The 24,775-nt window shown below is 46.3% G+C and carries 18 protein-coding genes and 1 pseudogene; 8 read left to right on the plus strand and 11 right to left on the minus strand.

Annotation, left to right across the window (positions count from 1 at the left end):
- The 5 genes from rnfG to tnpB all read right to left on the minus strand — a co-directional run bounded on the left by rnfG (position 1) and on the right by tnpB (position 6,630).
- Entirely contained in the window at positions 1-567 is a 567-nt protein-coding gene (gene rnfG, locus MSMTP_RS15135; RefSeq protein WP_048181138.1) for an Rnf electron transport complex subunit RnfG, read from the minus strand.
- Complete coding sequence (rnfD, locus tag MSMTP_RS15140) at positions 560-1,426, minus strand: Rnf electron transport complex subunit RnfD (protein ID WP_048181140.1); 867 nt, start codon at positions 1,424-1,426, stop codon at positions 560-562. The genes rnfG and rnfD overlap by 8 nt, the downstream gene beginning before the upstream one ends.
- Positions 1,423-2,733, minus strand: a complete 1,311-nt coding sequence (rnfC, locus tag MSMTP_RS15145; protein ID WP_048181142.1) for an Rnf electron transport complex subunit RnfC — start codon at positions 2,731-2,733, stop codon at positions 1,423-1,425. The genes rnfD and rnfC overlap by 4 nt, the downstream gene beginning before the upstream one ends.
- A 14-nt stretch (positions 2,734-2,747) precedes the next feature.
- Positions 2,748-4,244: a methanogenesis multiheme c-type cytochrome gene (gene mmcA / locus MSMTP_RS15150; RefSeq protein ID WP_048183761.1), complete on the minus strand. Its 1,497-nt coding sequence runs from the start codon at positions 4,242-4,244 to the stop codon at positions 2,748-2,750.
- Positions 4,245-5,517: 1,273 nt separating this feature from the next.
- Positions 5,518-6,630: an IS200/IS605 family element RNA-guided endonuclease TnpB gene (tnpB, locus tag MSMTP_RS15155; protein ID WP_048181146.1), complete on the minus strand. Its 1,113-nt coding sequence runs from the start codon at positions 6,628-6,630 to the stop codon at positions 5,518-5,520.
- A 91-nt stretch (positions 6,631-6,721) separates the two neighbouring features.
- On the opposite strand from tnpB, the pseudogene tnpA reads away from it, so the two are divergent.
- Positions 6,722-7,076 (plus strand): annotated as a pseudogene (tnpA, locus tag MSMTP_RS15160) (IS200/IS605 family transposase).
- Positions 7,077-7,237: 161 nt separating this feature from the next.
- The gene (locus MSMTP_RS15165) at positions 7,238-8,251 is read left to right on the plus strand and encodes an FAD:protein FMN transferase (protein WP_048181150.1); all 1,014 of its coding nucleotides are present in this window, start codon (positions 7,238-7,240) and stop codon (positions 8,249-8,251) included.
- Positions 8,252-8,432: 181 nt separating this feature from the next.
- Here MSMTP_RS15165 and thpR read toward each other — a convergent pair whose 3' ends face one another.
- A complete protein-coding gene (gene thpR, locus MSMTP_RS15170) occupies positions 8,433-8,978 on the minus strand; it encodes an RNA 2',3'-cyclic phosphodiesterase (RefSeq protein ID WP_048181153.1) in 546 nt (181 codons plus the stop codon).
- Positions 8,979-9,328: 350 nt separating this feature from the next.
- Between thpR and MSMTP_RS15175 the strand changes: the two genes are divergently transcribed.
- Entirely contained in the window at positions 9,329-10,201 is an 873-nt protein-coding gene (locus tag MSMTP_RS15175) for a diadenylate cyclase (protein WP_048181155.1), read from the plus strand.
- Positions 10,202-10,312: 111 nt separating this feature from the next.
- The gene (locus tag MSMTP_RS15180; RefSeq protein WP_048181158.1) at positions 10,313-11,029 is read left to right on the plus strand and encodes a DUF1614 domain-containing protein; all 717 of its coding nucleotides are present in this window, start codon (positions 10,313-10,315) and stop codon (positions 11,027-11,029) included.
- 84 nt (positions 11,030-11,113) lie between these two features.
- On the opposite strand, the gene MSMTP_RS15185 is transcribed toward MSMTP_RS15180, so the two are convergent.
- From MSMTP_RS15185 to rqcH, 5 genes are all read right to left on the minus strand, one after another.
- Positions 11,114-12,094, minus strand: a complete 981-nt coding sequence (locus MSMTP_RS15185; RefSeq protein WP_082090654.1) for a cation diffusion facilitator family transporter — start codon at positions 12,092-12,094, stop codon at positions 11,114-11,116.
- Positions 12,095-12,278: 184 nt separating this feature from the next.
- On the minus strand, positions 12,279-14,480 hold the full coding sequence (locus MSMTP_RS15190) for an S-layer protein domain-containing protein (RefSeq protein ID WP_048181160.1): 2,202 nt from the start codon (positions 14,478-14,480) through the stop codon (positions 12,279-12,281).
- A 506-nt stretch (positions 14,481-14,986) separates the two neighbouring features.
- The gene (locus MSMTP_RS15195; RefSeq protein WP_048181163.1) at positions 14,987-17,200 is read right to left on the minus strand and encodes an S-layer protein domain-containing protein; all 2,214 of its coding nucleotides are present in this window, start codon (positions 17,198-17,200) and stop codon (positions 14,987-14,989) included.
- A 492-nt stretch (positions 17,201-17,692) separates the two neighbouring features.
- Positions 17,693-18,742 carry an mRNA surveillance protein pelota gene (locus MSMTP_RS15200; protein ID WP_048181164.1) on the minus strand — a complete coding sequence of 350 codons (1,050 nt, stop codon included), beginning with the start codon at positions 18,740-18,742 and terminating at the stop codon, positions 17,693-17,695.
- 2 nt (positions 18,743-18,744) lie between these two features.
- A complete protein-coding gene (gene rqcH, locus MSMTP_RS15205; protein ID WP_048181166.1) occupies positions 18,745-21,210 on the minus strand; it encodes a ribosome rescue protein RqcH in 2,466 nt (821 codons plus the stop codon).
- 527 nt (positions 21,211-21,737) lie between these two features.
- Between rqcH and priS the strand changes: the two genes are divergently transcribed.
- From priS to MSMTP_RS15225, 4 genes are all read left to right on the plus strand, one after another.
- Positions 21,738-23,009 (plus strand): DNA primase catalytic subunit PriS, encoded by a 1,272-nt coding sequence (priS, locus tag MSMTP_RS15210; protein WP_048181169.1) that lies wholly within the window; start codon positions 21,738-21,740, stop codon positions 23,007-23,009.
- On the plus strand, positions 22,975-23,727 hold the full coding sequence (locus MSMTP_RS15215; RefSeq protein WP_048181170.1) for a hypothetical protein: 753 nt from the start codon (positions 22,975-22,977) through the stop codon (positions 23,725-23,727). Before priS ends, MSMTP_RS15215 begins: the two co-directional genes overlap by 35 nt.
- A gap of 564 nt (positions 23,728-24,291) precedes the next feature.
- Positions 24,292-24,570: a 50S ribosomal protein L44e gene (locus MSMTP_RS15220; RefSeq protein WP_048181173.1), complete on the plus strand. Its 279-nt coding sequence runs from the start codon at positions 24,292-24,294 to the stop codon at positions 24,568-24,570.
- Positions 24,571-24,575: 5 nt separating this feature from the next.
- A complete protein-coding gene (locus MSMTP_RS15225) occupies positions 24,576-24,764 on the plus strand; it encodes a 30S ribosomal protein S27e (RefSeq protein WP_048181176.1) in 189 nt (62 codons plus the stop codon).
- Positions 24,765-24,775: the final 11 nt, after the last annotated feature.

Below are 24,775 nucleotides of genomic sequence, written 5' to 3' on the forward strand. Positions count from 1 at the left end.
TCAACCCTCCTGTGCGGCTGCGTAATCCACCGCACTATGCAGGGCGTCCACCACAGCCTGTGAAGAGATCGTGGCTCCGGTAATGGCATCAATCTGCCCACCATTACTTTTCAGGCTCACGTCAGCCACCGGTTTGTCCACGAACTGTCCCTGGAATTCAGGAGTTACGATCAGGGCTCCGAGACCAGGAGTTTCGGAATGCTTCATCACCTGCAGTCCTGTTATTGTATTGAAATCCGCCGAAACTCCGCCAATCAGTTGAATTACACCCTGAGCTCCGACTTGATTTCTTTTAACCGCATATCCAACAACGTTTCCTGAGGAATCAACCCCGCGGTAGTAGAGCACTACCGGATCACCTGCATCGTCTACCTGGTCCCCGGTTACAGGCTCAAAATCCGCTGCTTCCGGGAGGATAACCTTCAGTGCCTCTTTCTGCTGCTCTGCCTGTAACTCTTTCAACTTAACCTGGGTTGGGGTATAGGTCGCTGCAAGAGCCGCAGCCGCAACAGCAGAAATCAGGACCATTACTACAATAACTTGCACTATTTCCTTGTTATCACTCATGTGCCACACCTCCCACGGGCTTTGGAAGGGTATTGACTTCAATGTACGGAGCTGCTGCATTTGCGAGAAGGAGTGCATACAGAGTACCCCACACATAGTTGCCCGAGAAGTATCCGTAAAGCACCGTCAGGACTCCGCAAAGGATTCCGTAGATGATCCTTCCGTTCTTGGTAACCGGAGACGTCACGGTGTCGGTAGCAATGAAAAGCACTCCAAGGAGGAAAGTTCCGGTCATCACATAGGAGACCGGATCCCCAAGAAGCACGGCCAGGATGACCGTTGTCAGGAAATAAGCAACCGGGATCCTCCACTCAATGAATTTCGTGGCTATGAGTGCAACTCCGGTGAGGAGCACCAGAATTGGGGAAACTTCTCCCAGGAATCCAGCTCCGGTTTCAAAAATCATGTCCGAAAAGCTGCTGGTAATTGGGGTAGTTCCCGGGAGCATGTCCTGAGCCCAGGAAAGACTCAGGAAAACCCAGGCTGCAAGCGCCGGATGGAAAACGTAGGACCCGATACCTCCAAACGCATGCTTACAGATTCCTACCGCAAACATAGCCGCCACGAAAATCATCCAGGCAGGCAGTGTCGGAGGGCAGATAAGAGCCAGTAAAAGCCCAATGTAAACAGCGTTTCCGTCCAATATCGTTAACTCGTATTTAAACGCTTTTTGAATAACTAATTCGATACCCACTGCACCTAAAATGGAAGCAGCAATGTTCCCGATTGCAGCGAATCCGAAGAAATAAATCGCTGCCAGACTTATCGGAACAAGGGCAGCGACCCTGCCCCACATGAGAGTCTTGATAGAGATTTTCGATCTCCTGTGGGGAGGAGGAGATACTGTAAAAGTTGTCATTCTGTCACCTCCGCGGGTTCAGCTTCCGCACACATTTTCAGAAGCTGGAGCTTAGAGAAGCGGATGAGCTGGACAAGGTGCTTCTTTGCCGGACAGACTGCTGCACAGTCTCCACACTCAATGCAGCTCAATGCATAGTATTCTCCGCATTTCTCGTACATCCCCTGATCCGCCATGACTGCAATCCTTCCGGGGAGCAGGTTCATGGGACAGACGTCCACACAGCGGGCACAGTGAATGCAGGCAGAAGACACGTCCCTGAGAACCTCGTCTTTTGTCTGGACAACAATTCCCGTGGTATTCTTGGCAACCGGGGAATCGTCAGTGTAAAGAGCTACTCCGACCCTTGACCCATTGACAATGACCTTTCCGGGTTCGCCTTTGTAACCGCCGCAGACCTCGATCACATCCTTGATCGGGGTCCCGAACTTAACGAGTACGCTTCCGGGACGATTAACCGCTCCAGTGACCGAGATCACATTCTCAAGGTAAGGCTTGCCTTCATAAACAGCATCGTATGTTGCTTTAGCAGACTTTACCCCGCAGACTGCCACATGCACATCCGCAGGTTCGTAACCCAGAGGGATCTTGCGACCCATTACATTGCCAGAGAGCAGGTTCATCATCGTTGGAGTATAGGTGATCTTGCCTCCGGCCAGCACTATGATTTCGGCATCCGAATCTTCGAAGTAGTAGTCAGCGTGCCTCTTTCCAATAATCGGGGCAACAGTCAGGGGCTTTCCCCCGACCTTCGCGTTCTTGAAAGCCTTGATGGACTCCTTGTCATCTGCCCGGATTACGATTGCGCCCCTCGATATCCCGCCTGCTTCAAGCATAAGCCTGAACCCTTCGAGAACTTTGTCAAGGGAATCCAGGTAAGCGTTGGTGATCAGAGGGAAAGTCGCATTCATTATCAAGGTGTCAATTCTCTTCCCGGGTTTCAGGGCAAGGTACGTGGGCTTTTGATAATATTCGACAATGCCCGCTTCCTGGATAATTTCCAGTAACCTTGAAGGAGTTGCATCCTTCTCAGGGACGAAATCAACGGATTCGGCACACTCAGAAGGACTGATTACTACACTTAAGACCCTTTTCCCGAAGGGGCTGGGCATCTCACCAACAGATTCCACAGTCCCGCAGTAGGAGGAATGAATGTAAGCGAGGTCGCTTCCCTCGCAATCCCCAATTTTCTGGCCAATTATAACTTCTTCGCCTTTTTTGACCAGAGGGGCACATGCAATCCCATCATGCTGCTTCAGGGGTAAAATTACCTTTTCAGGCAGTTTATCAAGTTTGATTACACTCAACGTTTGCCACCTCCTTACAATGCAGGTTCCCCTTCAACTTCTTCGGGTCTTGGCTTGTCATAGGTCACGCCAATGCTCTTGACTGCTGAAGAATCTCCTCCGGGGTCCTCCACATAACCAATGGACTCCCAGTCAATCACGGCTTCGCTTCCGTGGCAGTCCTTACAGGTCATCGGGTCACCCATTTCGCTTCCCCTGCTCACAATGTTGTGGGAAACCTGGTAGTAGAGTTCGACAGTCCTCAAAACGGCGTTCGGATAATCCGGCTGACCGTCTCCGTCGGCATCATAAGCCTGCATTTCTTCAACTGTGACCTCACCGTCACCGTCGGCATCCGCGGCCTTCACATACTGCACCGGGATCGGGTCTCCAGTGGAGATACTTGTATCCGGGTTTGCGAGCACTTCAGGATCGGTGCCTGCGTCCCACCAGGTTCCGGCGATCTTGTTGAAGGGGGTAAGCTTCACGTCACTGTCATTTCTGGTGTCCACGGAAGGCAGGACATCTCCGGAGATTCCGTTGTACCAGGCAAGGACGGGCTGGAAGTCTTCTTCCCAGTAAACGTCTTCCCGTTCTCCGTTCTGCCAGCTAAAGGCCTTAAGGGGCGTTCCTCCCGGCAGGTCTCCTCCAGGAAGCATGGGGACATGGCAGGACGTACAGTCAAGGAACTCCATGTGCGAGTCCGCGAAAGGCCCGTGGGAGATACCTGCATGACACCCTTCAGCGTCGCAGCTCCTCATGGTATCATCATAGCTCTCTCCGATATCAGGGGTATCAGAGACGTTTCCACGCCCGATCTGGTGATCGGAGGTTATGATGTACGCTTCCGTGTGGTGGCACTCAACACATTCGACACCTGCTTCTGCGTGAACGTCGAGTTCTTCGTAAAACTCTTCTGAACCCCATGAAACAGCCCGTGCTTCCACTTCTCTGCTGTGGCAGTACTGGGCACAGGAGGTATCTTTAGGAGCTCCATTCACACCGTCATGGAACACGATCAGCAGGGGATAGGGGGTAAGAATATTGCCACTGTACACAAAAAGATGCATTGCGTCAGTCTGGGCAGTGCGGCTTGAGACTTCCATTGCAGCCTTATTTGCATTGGCATAATCCCCACTTTCGATTTTTTCCGCCCGTTTTTCGAAGTCATAGAGCCCGTACTTTTCGTGACACATCATACAGTTGACATCAACACCGTATTCGGCAAGTGGTCCCCCACCCGGGTGATACTTTCCGAACTCGGCAACCCAGGCGTCCTCTCCGGACGTTTCAAGATCAAAGTTCGTGAGGGGAGACCACCGGTCCATGTCTACCTGTACATGATAAGAATTATTGACGTTTTCATAGACGCCGTAGTGACAGCCTCCGCAGACCGAATCTTCCCATTCTCCTTTGGTCATGTAGTGGGATGCAATAGCATCATTCCCGGAATAACCAAGAGAAGAATAGGCGCCAGCGGCCACAAGAAGTAGCACAGCGACTCCCGACACCATCAGATTTAACCTATTCATAACGACCACATTCTTTCTTTTTTTGTTCACATTGTTATATTCATGCTTGGCGAGTAAACAAAGTTTAAATTTTGAATAAATTCAATACATTATACAGTTTATGATAAAGTTTATAAGATCGGGGACGCCCAAAGCTGGATTCGTATACGGCTAAAGGGGCATACACCACCGTTCCCTCCAATCTTCAAATAGATATAAATCATGGAATTAACAGGAATTCAATAAAACGGAAACCTAAACTCGGAGAAGGAACTGTCATGGACAGCCATAAAGGTTCTATTCAGTATCGTTTGGCTTTCCTGAAGATTTTTTACGATCACCGGCGTCTCCATTTTTTACTGATATAGTCCATTTTATTCCTGAAAAACAAAGCTAAATTCGACTTCAATTGGAAATGTTTACCCGAGGTAATACTTATTTCTTTCGAAATAAGTTTGAGGGAATGGAAGAGACTTGTATAAAGTAATAAAAATATATACTTTATATATAACACGCCGTGTATATTATGAAATAATATAAAATATACACGATATAATTAAAATTTACACAATATTAATATATATACCTTTCTAAAGAAAATAACATGATTATACATTAAGGATGAAAAAAGGATAGATTCAACATCAGTAAAGCAAAAAGGAGATTAGAAAAAATCCCCGAAAAAGGAAAAAATGCCCTCATAAAGGGGACGTACATTAAATATATATAAATTATGAAAAAAATATACCCTAAAATATACCGTCTAAGAAAAAACCGACAAACCTGAAAAGAAAAACGTAGAGAAAAACCCGAAAAAAGCCCTAAAAAAGAAAGGTAAAGGAAAAAAATACCGGAATCTGATCTGAACAAAAAAATCTGATGCCAAAAAGAAAAAACCGGATTCAAAGAGAAAAACTATGATTCAAAAATCGGGAAAAAGTATCATAAATGAGACTAAAATGAAAAAAACCGTGAAGAAAAATTAATGAAAATAAAGCAAAATAAACGAAAAAAAAGTGAAATCATACCAAAAACTTAGATAAAAAAGAGATGAAGAAGAGATGAAGAAGAGAAGTAGAAAAAAATCAAACAAAAGTGATGAAGAAAATGAGTAGAAAAGAAAGAGAAAGAAATTAAGCCTGAAGCTAGAATAAAAAGTTACAAATAGCAGAAGCAAAAATGGAGTGAAAAGTGAACTACCCGCTAAATCTAAAGATTTAACGGACTTCTTGCTTCATTTCCCCTAGCATCCTAGACGAATCCACAAGCTTAACCCCACGTTCCATAGGGAAGATTAGATTACTATCAAATTTTGATCTTGCAAAGCAAACTTTTTAATGTTTATAGCTGCGTTTATATCCCTATCATGTTCTGTTTTGCATTCGGGACATACCCATTCCCTTATTTTTAGGGTAATGTCCTTGTTATGATAGCCGCAAACATTACACAATTTTGTTGATGGCTCAAACTGGCCTATTCTCAGAATGGTTTTTCCGTACCATTCGGCTTTATACTCCATTTTTGTAATGAAGCTTGACCATGAAGCATCACTTATAGCCTGTGCAAGACAGTGATTTTTTACCATGTTCTCGACTTTCAGAGTTTCAAACGCTATTGCTTGGTTCTCGCTGATTAATCTTGATGAAACTTTGTGCTGAAAATCAGTTCTTTGATTTGTTACCTTTTCATGGATTTTAGCAAGCCTTTTTATTGCTTTTTTCCGGTTATTAGAGCCTTTAACCTTCTTACTTAATTGTTTTTGAACTACCTTAAGACGCTGTAAAGAGTTTTTAAGATATTTCGGATTATCTATTTTTTCTCCATTTGACAAAACAGCAAAATCCTTTATTCCAACATCAACACCTACTGTATTATTTCCTGTGAATGTTTGTTTTTCGGGCAAATCCTTTTCATCATCCACCAATATACTAATGAAATATTTTCCGGTTGAAGTTCTGGATACAGTTGCTGTTTTTAATTTACCTTCAAAATTCCTATGCAGGACAGCTTTAATTTCCCCTATTTTAGGAAGTTTTATTATATTTTTGTCAAAATCAACTATGTAATGTTGAGGTATTTCGAAGGATTGAACTTGATTCTTTTTTGATTTAAAGTTTGGAAAACCTGCTTTTTCTCTAAAGAACTTAGTAAAAGCATTTTCCACATTTTTAGTCATTGCTTGCAATGACTGAGAATTTGATTCCTTTAACCATTCATGTTCTTTTTTCAGTTCTGGAATCATCTTATTAATGTCATATCTGGAAAACGATTTTCCTTCTTCTTGGTATGATTTAATTTTTAGTTCTAAAGCCCAATTAAAAACAAATCGACAGCTACCTATATGTTTTGCTATCATCGTTTTTTGTTCAGTTGTAGGATACAACCTGAATTTATAGGCTTTTAACATCATAGCACCATAAGCTTTAACGGTTTATATACATTCTGGTAAATACAGGAATGTGAAATATGAAAAAGGGAATCATAGCAAATTTTTGTTAATGTACCATATTATTTTTGTATGCAAATATAGAAAAAAATTGCTGCAACCAATAGATAAGGAACTAAAAGACTTAATCTATTTGATTTCTGAAAGTTCAGATTTTGAAATTGTAGAGATGGAAACAGACAAAGACCATATCCATTTACTTGTAAAAAGCAAACCTAAAATTGGCGTACTTTCAATAGTAAGAAAGTTAAAACAGCTAACAACATATGTTATGGAAAACTCAAAAACAATATCTGAAACAATTCTACAGAAAGGAAAATACATTAGGGAGTGAGGGGTATTTTGCTTGCACTATAGGGAACGTTAGCAGGGAAACTTTAGAAATATATATACGGAATCAGGGTTAAGTTTACGCTTATATCCCCTAGGCTAAAGACCTAGGGGTTTTACGCTCTTATTTATAAAATCCGTGATCCAGCCCCGGATAGAGTCTCAAGAGTACCGGTTAAGCCTGAATAAATCGAAAATTAAAAACACTATAAAAACAAATAATCGAAGCTGATAGAGCATGAATTCAAGGTACACAGCATTTTTTGCATTGATAATCATAACGGTAAGCCTTGCATCAGGCTGCATAAATCCGGCCCCCGAAGAAGGAGAAGAAATTCAACTTTTTCAACAGACCCGGAGCATCATGGACACCACTGTAACAATTGCAGTATATGCCTCAGAGGAAAATGAAGCCAATGAGGCCATAGACAATGCTTTCGGAGAGATCGAAAAAGTAGATTCCCTGATGAGCCCTTCGAAGGAAGATAGCCAGCTAAACTTGCTGAATAAAGAGGCAGAACTTCAGGGGGCTGACCCGGCTTTTATCTATGTGCTGGAACGTTCCGTATATTATTCCGAAATAAGCGGCGGGGCCTTTGATATAACCATACAGCCGGTACTTGACCTATGGAAAAGCAAGTTCAGCCCCGGAGGAACCTATGAACCCCCGACCCCCGATGAGCTTAACGAAACCCTTAAATTGGTAAACTATTCCGAGATCAGGATCGAAGACGGAAACGTCACCCTCCAGCCAGAAATGAAAATGGCTGTAGGAGGAATTGCGAAAGGATATGCAGTTGACATGGCGATAGAATCCCTTGAAGCCGACGGGATCGAAAACGCCTTCGTAAACGCAGGAGGAGACGGGAAGTACATAGGCAGGAAACCCGACGGCACAGCCTGGATAGTAGGACTCCAGAACCCCGATAAAAACGAAGAATATGTTACGGCTATCAGAGCAGAGGATGTGGCAGTTGCAACAAGTGGGAATTATGAACGTTATTTTAACGAATCCGCAAAGATGTCCCACATCTCGGACCCTAGAACCGGTTACCCTTCCACAAGCCTTATAAGCAGCACAGCGATCGCAAAAGACGCGATTGATGCAGATGCCTTTGCAACAGCTGTGTTTGTGCTTGGGGAAAAAGAAGGACTCAAAATGATCGAAACTGTGGAAGGCGTTGAGTGTATGATAATAACAGAAGACCGCAGGCTCGTGTATTCCAGCGGTTTCAAGGAATACGAGGCCTGAGGCTATTTACCTTTTTTTCATTTTTACCCCTGGTAAACCAATTTTCCAGGGCCTTTTCCGGGATTTTGTTATTATTGTATTATATGTGATTGTATTTTATTTTCATGAACCAACTTTAGTTTTACACTTCATGAACCAACTTTCGAATTATTATTCCAGGATCGGTTTTCAGATTCTTATTTCAGTCAAGGTAAACTGTATGCATGATCTCGTAGATAGGGCCCTCCGGAGTAAGAGTACTCTTTTTGAGCATTATCCTGTTCACCCGCATGCTCCCTAACTTCAGGTCCTTCAAATCCTTAAGGATAGCCGAAAAGGCTTTTTTCTGGTCCTTGTTGAGAAACTTCACCCTGGCAAGGGTTGCATGGGCGGTAAATTCCCTGTTATCCTTCTCAAACTTAAAAGGCTCAAGCAAAGCCTCCACCTCATCATGGAGAGCCTTAAAATTCCCGACTCCCCCCAGCCAGAGTACCTTCGGGTTCGAAGGTTTGGGAAAAACTCCGACCCCTTCAATCCCGGCTTCGAAAGGTTCACACATCATGGAATCAAGCGCATCAGCCAGGGAAGTTATTTTTGATGCTTCCACATCCCCCAGAAACTTCAAAGTGATATGAACGATTTCGGGGTCCACTAACTTCAGGGGAAAATCCGCAAATCTGGCCTGAATCTCCCGAATCTGTTCCCTGAAATTCGGGTCAAGTTCAACTGCTATGAAAGTCCTGATCAAAGCATCTCACCAATGTAGATTAGAAAAACAGACAAGAAAAAAGTTTCCATGCAAAAGCTCTGGAAAACCCGGAGAAAAATCTCTTACTGCCGCATTGTAAACCTTCCACCCCCAGTGAAGCTTAAGGGACAGGCAGGAAGAAAAGAGACAGAAAGAGGGAAATAATTGAAAAAGACAGAAAGGAAAAAATGTGGACACCACATAACAATTATAATGTAGTAGATATAACGTTATAATGGAAAGAGATAGATTTAAGTAGAGGGTTCGACACCGCATAATGTCAACCTCAAGATGGGGCTAGGAACTAAAAAAATCGTGTGAGTGGAAAAACGAAAAAAGCAGAGGATCGAATGGACAGAGCACGCGTAATCGTAGAGGCGGCAACCCGGATAGCCAGGGAACTCGATGCCGCTGCAATAATGGTTTCCGGCGAACTGAGCTTTGAAGGGATTGAAACCGACATCCCGATCTACTATACCTCCATGCGCCCGAAAAGCATAATCGACCACCTGGTCGCCACCGGAAAAGAGGGGAAAGGCGCTGCAAGAGAGCTCATTGACCAGTTAAGTAGGGAATCTGCCGGCAACATCGAACACCTGCAAAACGCCGTTGCCATCGAATACGTGCTCGATGAACTGAAAAAAGGAATTGTTATAGGGATAATCGAGACCCGGGACTCCAGTTCCATTATAGTGCACAACCTGGACGAAAACCCCCTTATAAAAGCCATGAAGGAATGCGAGGAAAGGGTCAAACCCGAAGTAATCAGTGCTGTCCTGAAAATTGCATTTGACATCGCAGTTACGGGAAGGGAAGGAAAAAAAATAGGGACTGCCTTTGTAATAGGTGACTCCGAAGAAGTGCTGAAACGCTCCCACCAGATGATCCTGAACCCCTATGCAGGCCAGGAAGAAAGTGACCGAAACGTCCTGGACAAGAAAAACGGGGAATCAATAAAGGAATTTGCCCAGCTCGACGGGATCTTCGTGGTGGACGAAAGCGGCCTGATCCACGCAGCAGGACGTTACCTGGACGTCGACGGAAAAAATATAGACATTGAAAAAGGCCTGGGAGGAAGGCACGTTTCCGCAGCTGCCATAAGCAGAGATACCGTAGCAGTCGCAATCACCATTTCCGAGTCAGGGGGAGTAATCAGGATCTACAAAGACGGAAAAGAGAGTATCTGCATCGAATCCGTACAGCCTGCGACCAGATACCTCTGATTCCTCTGGAAAAACCCAGGAATCCATTAACAACCCGCATCATAATAACTGGTACACTTCATAATAACTGATGCCATATATTCCCACAATCAACAAAAAGAAGGGAAATCCATGAGGAGAATGTTTTATATCCCGTTCAGCCTAAAGTTCCTGATCCTTCTGATTATCATCTTAATGTTCGGGTTTGGCACCCTCTTTCTCGGGGTATTCATATCTACGTTCATGAAAATAGGTTTTTCCGCGGAAGATGCCCTTCTGATCCTCCTTTTATCATTACTGGGAAGCGGAGTTAACGTGCCCGTTGCAACCCTCAAGTCCGACGTTCCGGTTGTCAGGAAAAATTATGTCCGGAGCTTTGGAGTAAGCTACAGGATTCCGGTACGCAAATTCGTTAGGAGCGAAACACTGCTCGCCGTAAATGTCGGAGGGGCAGTAATCCCGGTCCTGATCTCCGCATATCTCCTCATAAAATTTCCCTCTTCCCTGCTCCTTGCAGGAACAGGAATTGCAATCGTAGCGGCTGTAACATATTCCGTTGCAAAGCCAATCCGGGGAGTAGGGATTGCAACCCCTGCCCTGCTCCCCCCCCTTACGGCCGCTTTTGCAGCAGTTATCCTGACTTCAGTATTCCAGATGCCGGAATGCCTGGCCGACCAGTGCCGCTTTGTAACTGCCTACACGGGAGGTGTGCTGGGAACCCTGATCGGAGCCGACCTCCTGAACCTGGGAAAAATAAAGAACCTCGGCGCCCCTGTTGCAAGTATAGGGGGAGCGGGGACCTTTGACGGGATATTCCTGAGCGGATTTATTGCCCTGCTCCTGATATAAAAGCAGAAAAAACAGAAAAAACAGAAAAAGCATAAAAATAGATAGGGAAAACCTCAAATTCAAAAACGAAAAAATATCCAGCCTTTACTGGTCCGTACCCTGATGGAACATGCCGTGTACAGAATCCGGAAAAGGCTCCACATGAATGGAAAAATACCCGTTATTGCCGCAGGCCTTCCTTAACCTTTTTTCCACCCGGGTCGAAATATCATGAGCTTCAACGATGTTAAGCTTGCAGTCTACCTCAATATGGACATCTGCAGCCACGACGTTTCCTATTTTTCGGGTTTTTAATTTATGACAGTCCACAACCCCATCAGTAGACCTTATGAGCCCTTCGATCTTGCAGCAGGTCTCCGGGTCCAGGGAAGCTTCCAGCAGTTCATTTATGTTTTTGTAAAAGATCTCGCCTGCAACCTTGAAAATGAAAAAACTCAGGACAACAGCAGCAAGCGGATCGAGCACTGCCCAGCTGCCCCCGAGCAGTATAGCCCCTCCGGTACCAAGGGCAGTCCCGACTGAGGAAAAGGCATCCGAGCGCTGGTGCCAGGCATTTGCGGCCAGCGCATTACTCCCCAGGTCCCGGGCACATTTAATTGTGTAACGATACATACCTTCCTTTGAGAAAATGGAGATTACCGCTGCAGCAAAGGCAATCCAGCCCGGAGCGGAGAGTTCGGCACCCCCCGCAACAGAGAGCACCTTCTGCAGCCCGGACAAGAAGATTTCAAACCCGACTGCAAAAAGCATCAGACCCACAAACACCGCAGCGAGGGTCTCGATTTTACCGTGCCCGTAATTGTGAGTGCTGTCCTCGGGCTTTTCAGCTGCCTGGAAGCCCAGGATTACCGCAAAGTCAGTCAGCAAATCCGAAAGGGAATGGACCGCATCGGCAACCATCGCAGCACTGCCGCCAAGCACTCCTGCCGCAAACTTGAAAATAGTAAGGGAAACGTTTACAAAAACCGCCAGTTTCGTTACCCTAACAGCCCTGGAGAGCCGGCTATTATTACCTGCCTCAGAGAAATCATTCTCAACAATTTCATTCCGAATACCGCAGCTCATAATTTCTCAGAACAATTTTGTTTTTTCAATTTTACTCTCAATAAGAAGAGATCAGAAATGGGGTTCAACCCTTATAGGTTTTACCTGTGGAAGCGGGAAGATTTATATAAAAAAGGAACCGGAACTCAAACCAAAAAATGACGAATCAAAAAAGGAGAAAGAAGGAAAGATTATGAATAAACAATTATTTCCTCCTTACAAAAACTGCACAAAGTCCCAGAATACAGGTCAGCAACCCGAATCCCGGGGATTGTTCCGAACTTTCATCATCGGATTCGGAAGAAGCAGAATTGGATACCCGGACTTCAGGAGCAGGGCTGGCTTTTGATCCGGATGAATCTGCTGTCGAATTCGTTTCATCGGGAGAGATCTCTACTTCTGCGAGCTCATTTTCTGCGGATTCGGGAGCTGGTTCAGCCTCAATTGTGACATCCGTTGCAGGATAGATGATGTATCCACCATTCGTACCTTTTCCCTCATCCGAGGTCTGGAAATACCAGGAATCCGTAAAGTAGGTCTTTTTGTCGGCATCTACATCGATGGTTATAGTATCCGGGTTTTTGAGGACTAGTCCGGTTTCGGAAGCCTCCTTTACCTCAAGGCCCTGATACTCATCTCCATTTTCGATCACCAGCACATTATCCTTGTCCACAAGCCAGGTGTATTTGAAAACGGCAAGAGAATCAACGCTGCCCATAAAGACAGAATCAACATAGGTAACGAAGTAAAGCTGGTCATTACCATCCCCAAAGTCGGCTGTTGCGGTAAAGGCCTGGCTTTCCACAGTGCCATCAGCCTCAACAATAGCGGACTCGAGGACCTCGCCGTCCTTTTCGAGAGAGAACCAAACCTTGTTCCCGTCGGTATCGACCTGGTGCACGGCAAGAGTGTAGCCCTTTCCAAGGTCCCAGGTCTCCCCGGTTCTCAAGGTTTTTTTGTCACTTCCACCCTGCATACAGATAATAGTCGAAAGCTGGGTGGCATCATTCTCAATGGCAATATAGGGTTTTGCAAAGAAGGGAAGTTTCCAGTAGAAGGCGGAACCCATGTCTTCAGGAATGCTATCCCCGCTAAGGCCAAGTTCGGAAACAAGCTTGTATTTGCAACAAAACGGTTTGGTGGAATAGACCAATTCTCCCTCGTCAAGCACGTGGTTTGAAGGAGTGGAGGTGCCCAGGGAACCATGGGTGCTGTCAATATCCTCAATCCATAGGCGTTCACCCCAGGCGATGCTATCATTAACAAAGTTCTGATGCTTGTTTACGGGATAACAGAAAGCCCCGAAGGTAGTTGCATCCCAGCCAAAACTGCTCGCATCGTTTATCCCGGTGTCAAGGGTAAGCCCTCTAATTTTGTAGGTCCCCGGGTTGCTGAGATCCATTGCCGGATAGAGAATATAGCCGATACCTTCCGTTCCTTTCCCATCATCCGAGGTCTGGAAGTACCAAGAATCCGTAAAGTAGGTCTTTTTGTCGGAATCGACATCGATAGTGATAGTATCCGGGTTTTTGAGGACTAGTCCGGTTTCGGAAGCCTCCTTTACCTCAAGGCCCTGATACTCATCTCCATTTTCGATCACCAGCACATTATCCTTGTCCACAAGCCAGGTGTATTTGAAAACGGCAAGAGAATCAACGCTGCCCATAAAGACAGAATCAACATAGGTAACGAAGTAAAGCTGGTCATTACCATCCCCAAAGTCGGCTGTTGCGGTAAAGGCCTGGCTTTCCACAGTGCCATCAGCCTCAACAATAGCGGACTCAATTTCCTCGCCGTCCTTTTCGAGAGAGAACCAGACTTTGTTCCCTTCGGCATCGACCTGGTGCACTGTAAGCGTGTAGCCTTTTCCAAGGTCCCAGGTCTCTCCGGTTCTCAAGGTTTTTTTGTCACTTCCACCCTGCATGCAGACAATACTTGAAAGCTGGGTGGCATCATTCTCAATGGCAATATAGGGTTTTGCAAAGAAGGGGAGTTTCCAGTAGAAGGCGGAACCCATGTCTTCAGGAATGCTATCCCCGCTAAGGCCAAGTTCGGAAACAAGCTTGTATTTGCAACAGAACTGTTTGGTGGAATAGACCAGCTCCCCCTCGTCAAGCACATGGTTTGAAGGGCCGGAAGTACCGAAGGTTCCGTGAGTAATGTCAATATCCTCAATCCGGAGACGTTCACCCCAGGCGATGCTGTCATTAACAAAGTTCTGATGCTTGTTTACGGGATAACAAAAAGCACCGAAGGTAGTTGCATCCCAGCAAAATTCCTCAGCTGAGGCTTCATTCGTATCAACAGTGAGGCCCCGTATGGAAGCCCCCATCCCTGCCGGGGCAAGGAGTAAAAAAACCGTGAAAGCGGCCAGAATTAAATATAGGGTTTTTGGCAGACTATTCATGAAACAACACCATCACATTCATCGAATTCCATACACAGAATAATAACAATATAGATATTATGAACACATGATAACATCAAATTAAATTAAAGTAGCAATAAATAATTTGCAATAATTTATAAGTTTTACTAATTTGAACGAAAAACCAAGAAAATAATATCTAAAAAAAGCAAACCGGGCGTAAACGTGTGTTAACAGAATAAAAAATATAGAAGAGGAAAAGAGGGAAGAAGAAAAGAAGGAAAATGAAGAAAGAAAATGAAAAAGAGAAGAAATAAAGATAAAATCGTGGGAAAGAAAAAAATCCGGGTGAAGAAAAGAAAGTGAAATAGCAAAATAAAAAGAATGAAAAAATATACCGGCCTGATTGAAACCAGTTCAAAGAAGCCGGGTCGAACTATAAAATCACGGGGGAAACAGCTAAAAAATTAAGAAGAAGGAAATTTCAGTATCCTTCTCCCGAATATATCCTTCTTACGGATTAGTTCTTCTTACATTCCTTTAAGTTACTTCCTTCTCACAAGGAAACAAACAGCAGAGATTCCGAAGATCGCTGTGAGGAGGCCAAAACCAGGAGACTTCTCTTCACTGGCAGGTTCTGAAGCTTCGGATTCGTCCTCTTCTTCGGACTCGGCTTTAACCTGCTCGTCTCCGGACTCACCTTCGGCAGATTCGTCTTCTGCAGGTTCGATAACCTCGGTTTCGTCGGATTCGGCTACTTCTTCGGATTCGGCTTCATCTTCCGGAGCTTCGAGTGTTATGTCGGAGGCAGGATAGAGGATGTAACCGTTTCCTCCGGTCCCTTTGTCCTCGTCAGAGGACTGGAAATACCAGGAGTCGGTGAAATAGGTCTTCTGGTCGTCTTCAACATCGATTGTGATGGAATCGTCATTGGAGAGAACAAGTCCGTCTTCAGCGGCGACATCAACGTTGAAGCCCTGGTAGACATCGTCGCTGGAGATGAGAAACACATCTTCAGTGTCGATAAGCCAGGTGTACCTGAAGACAGCAAGGGAGTCAACACTGCCCTGGAAGACCTGCTCAACGTAGGTCATGAAGTAAAGCTGGTCGGAATCATCACCGAAATCAGCACGAGCTACGAAGGTCTGGCTCTTGACAGTGCCGTCAACATCAATGATGCCGTCCTCAAGTTCTTCCCCGTCCTTGCACAGGGAGAACCAGACTTTGTTACCATCGACATCGACCTGGTTTACGTTGATGCTGTACCCAGAGCCAAGGTCCCAGCTCTCTCCGGCCCTAACATTCTTTTTGTCACTTCCGCCCTGCTTGTACACGAGCTTGGCAAGCTGGGTGGCATCGCCTTCAACGGCAACGTAGGGCACGCTGAACCACGGGGTTTCGTAGTAGCAGGTGCCGCCTACATCCGCAGGGACATCCTCGGCATCAAGCCCGAGTTCAGAAACAAGCTTGTAGGTGCTGGTGTAAGGCGTGATTGCGTAGATAAGTTCCCCATCATCGATGATATTGTTGTCAGGGTCTTCATCGTTCCCGAGAGGTCCGTTGTCACTGCCTTCTTCGTCCTGGAAGTAGAGCCTCTCACCCCAGCCGTCATTGAGGTAATTGGCATTCTTGTTTATGGAATAGTAGAAACCCCTGAAAGTGGCCGGGTTCCAGTCCAGGGAAGATGCCAGGGCCGTGTCAGCAGGCATACCCCTAACGGTATAGGTCCCTGGCTGGCTTTTGTCAACTGCGGGATAGAGGATGTAACCGTTTCCGCTGCTTCCTTTGTTCTCATCAGAGGGCTGGAAGTACCAGGAGTCGGTGAAGTAGGTCTTCTGGTCGTCTTCAACATCGATTGTGATGGAATCGTCGTTGGAGAGCACAAGCCCGTCTTCAGCGGCAACATCAACATTGAATCCCTGGTAGACATCGTCGCTGGAGATGAGAAACACGTCTTCAGTGTCAATAAGCCAGGTGTACCTGAAGACAGCAAGGGAATCAACGCTGCCCTGGAAGACCTGCTCAACGTAGGTCATGAAGTAAAGCTGGTCGGAATCATCACCGAAATCTGCACGGGCTACGAAGGTCTGGCTCTCGACAGTGCCGTCAACATCAATGATACCGTCCTCAAGTTCTTCCCCGTCCTTGCACAGGGAGAACCAGACTTTGTTACCTTCAACATCGACCTGCTTTACCTCGAGGCTGTACCCACAGCCAAGGTCCCAGTTCTCTCCGGCCTTAACATTCTTTTTGTCGCTTCCTCCCTGCTTGTACACGAGTTTGGCAAGCTGGGTGGCATCGCCTTCAACGGCAACGTAAGGCGCTCCGAACCACGGGGTTTCATAGTAGCAGGTGCCGCCTACATCCGCAGGGACATCCTCGGCATCAAGCCCGAGTTCGGAAACGAGCTTATAGGTACTGGTATAGGGAGTGATTTCGTAGATAAGTTCCCCGTCATCGATGATATTGTTGTCAGGATCTTCATCATTCCCGAGAGGCCCGTTGTCACTGCCTTCTTCGTCCTGGAAGTAGAGTCTTTCACCCCAGCCGTCGTTGAGGTAATTGACGTTCTTGTTCACAGAATAGTAGAAACCTTCAAAAGTGGTCGCATCCCATACAAGTCCACTTGAAGAGGTTTCGCTGGTATCGTAAGAAATGGTTCTGGTTATAGCAACCGCGAAAGCTGACGGGCTTAAAAGAGTTAGTAACATAAGCCCGGCTACAGCTACTGCTATCATTTTTGAAAACTTGAATTTCATGTCGCAACTCCACGTTGTTCAATTTTGTTAGGGGTTTTTGTCTTTAAAAACAAATTTTGTACACTTTGTACTGTATCCTCACAATTGGACGCTAGTCTCACCACAAGCTAACGAATTGACAACAGCGAGGAATATTATTGGCAGGGGTTTTGTTTTTAAAAACGATTATTATATATTTTTATATACAGTTCCATCATTTTATGCAATTCTCACCATTGTACGCCAATCTCACCACTGGCGAACAGATTAATAATAGTGAGAAATATATTTGCAGAAATATATGGGGGATGAATAACAGATAAGGATTATCACATTAGTACAAACCAAAAAATACAAATAGTCAATAAAGAAGGCTTGAAAAAAAAGACGGTATAAAGCGCTTAATTAAAGAAAAAAAGGATTAAAATGACTATTTAAAAAAGCATAAACTGAAAAAATATTTAAATAACAAGCTGAAAAAAAGTAAATTTTTAAATAGTAGTCAGCTCCGGTTCAACCCTGTACCTTGAAGCGGAGTAGAGCTGCGATACCTCCCAGTTTATTAAGTTTCTCCCCGGGCTCAAAAGCCGTACTGAATACAACCACCTTCCCCTGTGCCTGTTCGACTTCCAGGAGCAAACGGTCGATGTTTCCTTTTTCCCTTTCTTCCCTGAGGGTTTCGTCAGCTATCAAAAGGGTCTCAACTGCCCCGAAATCAAGCGCATTCCTGACATCTGCAAATCCGTAGGCAGCTTTCCCACCCATGGCAATTTCCTTGATCAGCTCTTCCATGAGAGTAGATTCCCGGGCGATCCGCGACTCCTGCATGATCCTGTCCACGGCTCCCCTGCGCAGCACTTCCTGGAAACCGGACATCCCGATCATGGAAGTGTCCTCGGTCAGAGCTTTTGAAGCCAGGTCCTTTTGGGCTTCCCGGAAGTATTTCATGAAATCGTCCTTGGTAAACCCTGGCCCTGCAACCACGATGGAAGCGTCTTCAGGGACCGCATGCCTGAGCTGTTCCACAATTTCCTTGAAAAACTCATCCCTGAGCCCGGATTCCCGCTTCCCCGACGACTGACTGATATGGGAGTAGACCTCGATTCCGTAGTGGCGCACAAAGCCGATATCCGCATCTCCCTCTTCCACGGCAACGATCACGACCTTCGGACGTTTTCCTGCCTCTTCGGCATCCTTGATGCGCTGGAGCTGGTCGTTCTTCCAGTGCTCCTTGAAAATGGAAAGGTTCGTCCCGAGTTCGAGATTCAGGGTGTGGTAAGAGCCCGCATCCATCCCGTGCTCTATTGGCCCATGGACCCGCAGCCTGTTCGCAAACTTGTGAAACTCCAGTTCCTCCACCCTTATCCCGAGACGGACTTTTACCTTCTCAACCTTTTCCGGGCGGATTTTGTCACTTGCAGCATCAGCCTTCCTTTTTGTAAGGGCAAAGACCATGTCCCCTTTTTCAATGATGTACTTCAGGTGCCAGAGGTCATCAAGGGTCTCGGCAGTGACAGCAATTTCCCCTTCCCTGCCTTTAAGGAAACGCTTCGTAACTCTCATACTTAAGCCTCTCTGGAATTATTTCCTGCTTCAGCTTCAACCTCACTCTCACCTTCATTCTCAGCTTCAGCTCCTACTTTAGTTTCTACTTCAGCTTCAACTCCAAATTCAGCTTCAGTTTCTACTTCAGTTTCTACTTCAGCTTCAGCCTCAGCTTCAACGTCGGTGCCAGTATCATTTACCAGCCCTGCTTTTTCAGCCTTTTTCTCGGGCTTCTGGCTCTTCAGGTCCGATTCTCCGGCAGGCACCATCATGGCGACCAGGTCAGGGGACGCTATCTGCTTGACAAAACGGGGGTCATTCAGCTCATCCGCATAGATCCTGTAGATCTTTTTAGAGATATCGTTCTGGTTGAACTTGCCAGGAACAGCTTCCAGAATATAGTCCCCGTGCTTCCGGACAGCCGAGACAGGTCCACCTATAACCCGGGTTTCGCCCTTCAACTCAAGCCCGACTGCAATTCCCAGGGGCACATCCTTGAAGTAGTTCCTCTCTCCACGAATGACAAAAGCCCCTTTCTTCAGGTACTCCCCGGACTCCGGGGTCTTGGTAACCTGCTCAGACTTGATCCAGTAGCAGTCCCCGCTGAAATGCCCGGCTTTCCAGAGGCTGGAATAGGAAACCGCAAACTGCGCTGTCTCCTGTAAGGTAGTTTCCGGAACTTCCTTGCCCCCGGTCTTGATGACAGTTAGGGGAGCTCCGGGCGTCTGGGTGTGGAAGACGATGTCCCGCTTTTCCATATACTTCTTGAAGATATCCTCATTCGTATCGGCATCCCTGCCGCCGACCACCAGGAAACCGTCCGAAGACACAAACCACCTGAAACGATCGTACCAGTGCTTTTTCCGGCGGGCCAGGACTCTCCTGCCAGCTTTCGCAGCCTTTGCAGGCCGTTTATCCATCGCCTTTTTCGTATCCTCGATAGCCCGGAGAGCCCCATCCTTTTTCTTGCTGAGCTTCTTGACCTTCTCATAATATTCCTGGGCATTTTGGGGAACGGTCTTCCGGATATCCAGATTCGCTATCATCCCGTCAAGGTCTATCTGGACAGTGCCGGTCTTTGCGTCGATGTTCACAATTTTCTGGGCTGAAGGCAAGGTCTTTTTGGCCTGCTTCAGGATGGAACGAATCTCATCCCAGGAATAACCCTTAGCCCTTGCCCCGTTAAGAACCGAAAAGAGCTCTTCGATGGTCTGGTAATTGGCATAGACGGTTTCGGCGAGAGCGGTATTTTTCACGACGTCCTTCTCGAACTTGGCAATCGCCCCTTCCTGCTGCAGCAGCCTGCGTTCATAGACATTGAGGGTCTTTTCCTTCTTTTCCGCCTCCTTAATCTCTGCAACCTGCTCCATCGCCTTTTTCCCGAAGAACTCATCAAGTGCCGTATTAAAGGAATCGAAGTATTCTTTTTCGTAATCGGAATAACGGGTCAGATCAAAAGGTAAGACATCGAAGGCTTCCACTTTGCCGTTGATTTCCTTTTTGACGTGGTGAGGTTTCAGTCCAGGGGCTTCGGCTCCGACTTCAGCTCCTGCTACAGGTCCAGCTCTAGCTTCAACTTCAGTTTCGACTTCGGCTTCAACTTCGGGTTCAGTTACAGCTTCGGTTTCGGCTTCAAGTTCGGATTCAAGTTCAGCTTTGACTTCAAGTTCAGCTTCGACTTCGGCTTCAGCTTCGGGTTCAGTTACAGCTTCGGTATCGGCTACATCTACAGCTTCAGCCCCAGTTTCAGTTTCAGCTTCGGCTTCAGCTCTCCCTACGAGCAACGGAGCAAAAACGTCCTGCATAGCATCTCGAATAAGGCCTGCTTCCTCTTCTGTGACCTCCTTTGCAAGTTTCGCTTTATCGACCCCGGCCCGGAAACAGACCTCCTCTGCCAGCACCCCGCCGAGATTGAAACGGGTAGCAATGGTCCGCACGATATCTGCCGTGGACTTTGAAAATGCCCCCATAAGGTCGGAGACTTCCGCGTCCACCGGGCTCATCTGCGCCTCGGGAAGCTCATAGGTCTCCCCGCTCCTGAGTCTCCTTGCCTTCAAGGTAACGGGGTTCATGGGCAGGATGATCCTGTTTTCGGAGTCAACAAGCACAATGTTCCCCCGGGCAAACAGCTCCACGATCAGAGTAGTCTCGACCTCCGCCCTGATAAACCCAATCTTCACGATCCTGTCAAAGTCATGCTGCTTAACAGAAGTAATCCTCCCCCCCAGGAGGTGCTTCCTGAGCAGCATCGGGAATCCCTGGGGAAGCTGAGGGCTTGGCCGAAGGTGCTTGCTCAGGTGGATCCGTTTCCCGACCTCGATCACAAGGTTATCCTTCCCCTTATTGAAAACATAAAGGTTGATCCTGATCTCCTCACCGCTGGGCTGATAGATCTTCCCGATCTTCGCATCGATGATGGACTTAGGACCGGCTGCAAGCTCGGAGACTAACGCAGCCACGTCGGCACTTGACATGTCCTGTTTCATGAGGGGAGTATAATAGAGGATTCCCGTATAAGGTTTCCTGTGCCAGCCTAGCTGCGCCAGCCGAGTTGCGGCTCGGCAGTGCGCGGTCCGTTTCGCTACGCTCAAGCGGACAAACTAATTTTTATTATCTAGATGGGGTGTTCAACTTTTTGAAGACGGTGAACTCAGCAAGCGAAAATCATGATTATTGTGGAAACAGGGGTTCAAAATAAAAACTCCATTTTGGTTAAAGTCTGGCAACGGGAAAAACCGCACCGCAGGTGCGGGACAAGACAGACAGAAGACACTATTCCAAGCACCCATGACATCGAAATTCTCCTACAACTGCCCGGCACATGGCCTCTTAGAAAACAGTAATATAATACTCCCATAATACTCTCTTTTTTCAAAAACATAATTTGAGACCAAAAACCCCCAAACTATTTTCAGAAACTCTCAGATAAACAAAAATAAAATATGAGATATACCATCATAAAGAATCCCACAGAAACCAGACAAACCCCAAAAACCAAACAAACTCAGAAACCATGGACAAACGAACAATCCGCTTTTTAAAATCCCGCTTCCAGCAGTACTATAAAACCGCCGATATCTCGCTCCCGGACCACCTCCCCAACCGGGAATGGGCTTTCATCCTCTTTGACGATATGGAGGAGAAGATAATGCGCAGGCACAAGTCCTTCGGCTTGCAGGGTGAGGCTCTGGACTACCTGTACGGGATGGCTCCTGCCCACGTATATAATTCTACGGCTTATTATGAGTACCCGAATGCGAAGAAGATGAACGATAAAAACTGGCTCGGGGCGGAGCTGATCTTTGACCTTGATGCGGACCACCTGCCAAATGCTCCCCGGAATTATGCAGATATGCTGGAGAACGTGAAGAAAGAAACCCTGAAACTAATAGATTTCCTTCAGGATGATTTTGGATTCTCTGAACATGACATGGAGTTAGTGTTTTCGGGAGGCAGAGGGTACCACATCCATATACCTCATCCAAAAGTGATTACACTTGACGGTTCTGCACGCAGGGAAATTATCAATTACATAAGTGGAAAAGACTTGAAAGACAATTATAATAACCTTATGAAGGAAGAAAAAATATACGGGGAGTATGGAGCAGGGTCAAAAGTGTATAAAGGAATGAAAAAGGGAGCAAGCGCATGGTTCATTAAAGAACCAAAATATGGGTGGGGGAAAAGAATTGCAAAATATATAGTTAATTACTTGCAAAACGAAGTTAATAAAGAAAGTGAAGCGGATATGTTTAGAGATCTTCAAGAAATGTTGAGAGAAGATGAAGAAGAAAGCAACTTGGGACAAACATCGATCAAAAAGTTAATCAAAAATGCTTCAGACGAAAAATACCTAAAAGACATCTTAAATACAGGCCGCCTAGACTCCAATGTGAGGAATTCCGGTAGGATGTTTAAATTTTTCGTCGAGCAATCGATTAAAGAATATGGTGTTGATTTCGGGGCAAGCGTGGACGAACCTGTTACCGCGGACATCAAGCGTCTGATCCGGGTGCCGGGGTCTTTGCACGGCGGGTCGGGGATGCAGGTGAAGAATCTTGCTTTTTCCGAGCTTGAAGATTTTAAGCCCCTGGAAGACGCCGTTGTGTTCGGAGAGAAGCCGGTAAAGGTAAATGTATCCAAACCTTTTACCGTGCAGTTGAAGGGCAAGGATTTAAGAGTAGAAGAAGGCATACAGGAAGTTCCTGAGTATGCAGCCGTATATCTGATGTGTAGAGGTGTAGCGGAGTATGGACATAGAAGAGATCAGCCAAACCCTGTATAAGGAAAAAAGCCAGACCCTGAAGGCTATTCCGGCTGATTTTTATAAGGAAGCGGAGAAGTATGTCCGGGAACTGGAAGAGGACATAAGGAAAATAAACAATCCCCGATCTCCAGAGTCAAAGATGCTCAACGACGAGCTTGATAGCGCATATTCGGACCTCGAGACTATCTTCATGAAGCGTATCGGGAAGGTTATTACCAGGGCAACGAATCAGTCCCATGCAGACAAGCCTATTTCAAAGGATATCGAAAAGCTGCTCCCGCCAGAAAAAAAGCTTTATGAACTGGTGCTCCAGGGAATCGAAGCCGCAAAAAAAGAACTCCTTGACCCCATAATTAATCCGGGAACTACAGGACAAAATGCTTCCTGGCCGCAGCCAAGAGGAGAAATCGGGAAAATGCCAGGCCCACAACCCGGGGATGTGAAGCAGGAAGGGGAAGCCGGAACCGGAAGCCGGGGGCAAGCGGGAAAGAAAACAAAAGCATCCGGAGCATCCGGAGCATCCAGGGCAAAAAACAATATAAATGAAGGATACGTTGTCGTCCAGATATTGAAGGACCTGCCTACATTCACAGGTGCAGACGGCCGGAATTACACTGTCAGCGCCGAAGATGTCGTCATGCTGCCGCAACTGAACGCGACCGGATTGATAAAGCGAAAAGCGGCAAAAATGATTTCAGAGCAGACCGCAGGACAGGCATCCGAACAAAAGGGATGAATTCAGCTGGAAACCAGCCTATTTCAGGCAGAAATATTCATTAAGGGGTAGGGAATCAAGTACAGGGGTTTCAAAGGCCAAAAAACACAGAAACTCTTCAAACTCTCCAGACTCTCCAAGCTCCTCCGAAACACTCGAAAAGTTCCGGATCAGGCCTGAAAGAAGGTAAGCTTTTAGTTGCCATTTTTAACTTGATAGTAAGTTGGGAGTATCAGCCGATAGTATCAGTTATATATGTGTAGCTATATTTGTGTAGCTTAACCTTGTTAGCATGACCGGTCCTCGCTGGATATCCGGACCGCCAATCCGAAAAATTCCGGGAAAAAGAGGTACCATCACAATATTCAAATTTATCAATTAAAGCTTCCCAAAAGATCTTCCCAGGATCCGAAAGCCACATACGTAATTTAAATATAACACATAATTGAGATCAAATTTAAATCAAATACGTGAGTTAAAACCGAACTTCCGGCTGCAGGACACAGCCGCAATTAATTCGCCTGACCGTGAAAGACCGGCGTGGGCATATAAAATATATACCGATAATCGAAAAAGGTGTAGAGAATGAAGATTCCAAAGAAATTCAGGACTTACTGCCCGTTCTGTAAGACCCACACCGAGCACGTCGTGGAAAGGGTCAAAAAGGGCAAAGCTTCATCCATGACTCGCATTGCGAGACAGAAGAAAAGACAGACAGGTATTGGAAACAGCGGAAAGTTCTCCAAGGTGCCCGGTGGCGACAAGCCCACAAAGCGCGTCTGGCTCAGATACCGCTGCACTACATGCAAGAAAGCCCACCAGAGGCCCTGCTTCAGGGCAAAGAAGTTCGAGTTCAAGGAGTAATAAAAATGACAGACTACACTCAGAGACCGAAGAGCAGGTTCCTGCGCGTAAAGTGCAACGACTGCGAAAACGAACAGATCATCTTCGGCAGCGCAAGCCGCAAGATTACTTGCCTGGTCTGCGGAAGGACCCTTGCCGAACCGACCGGTGGAAAATCTACAATTACAACCCACATACTGGAAGTGCTGGAATAATCGCGAAAGCG

Source organism: Methanosarcina sp. MTP4 (assembly GCF_000970045.1).
GTDB lineage: Archaea > Halobacteriota > Methanosarcinia > Methanosarcinales > Methanosarcinaceae > MTP4.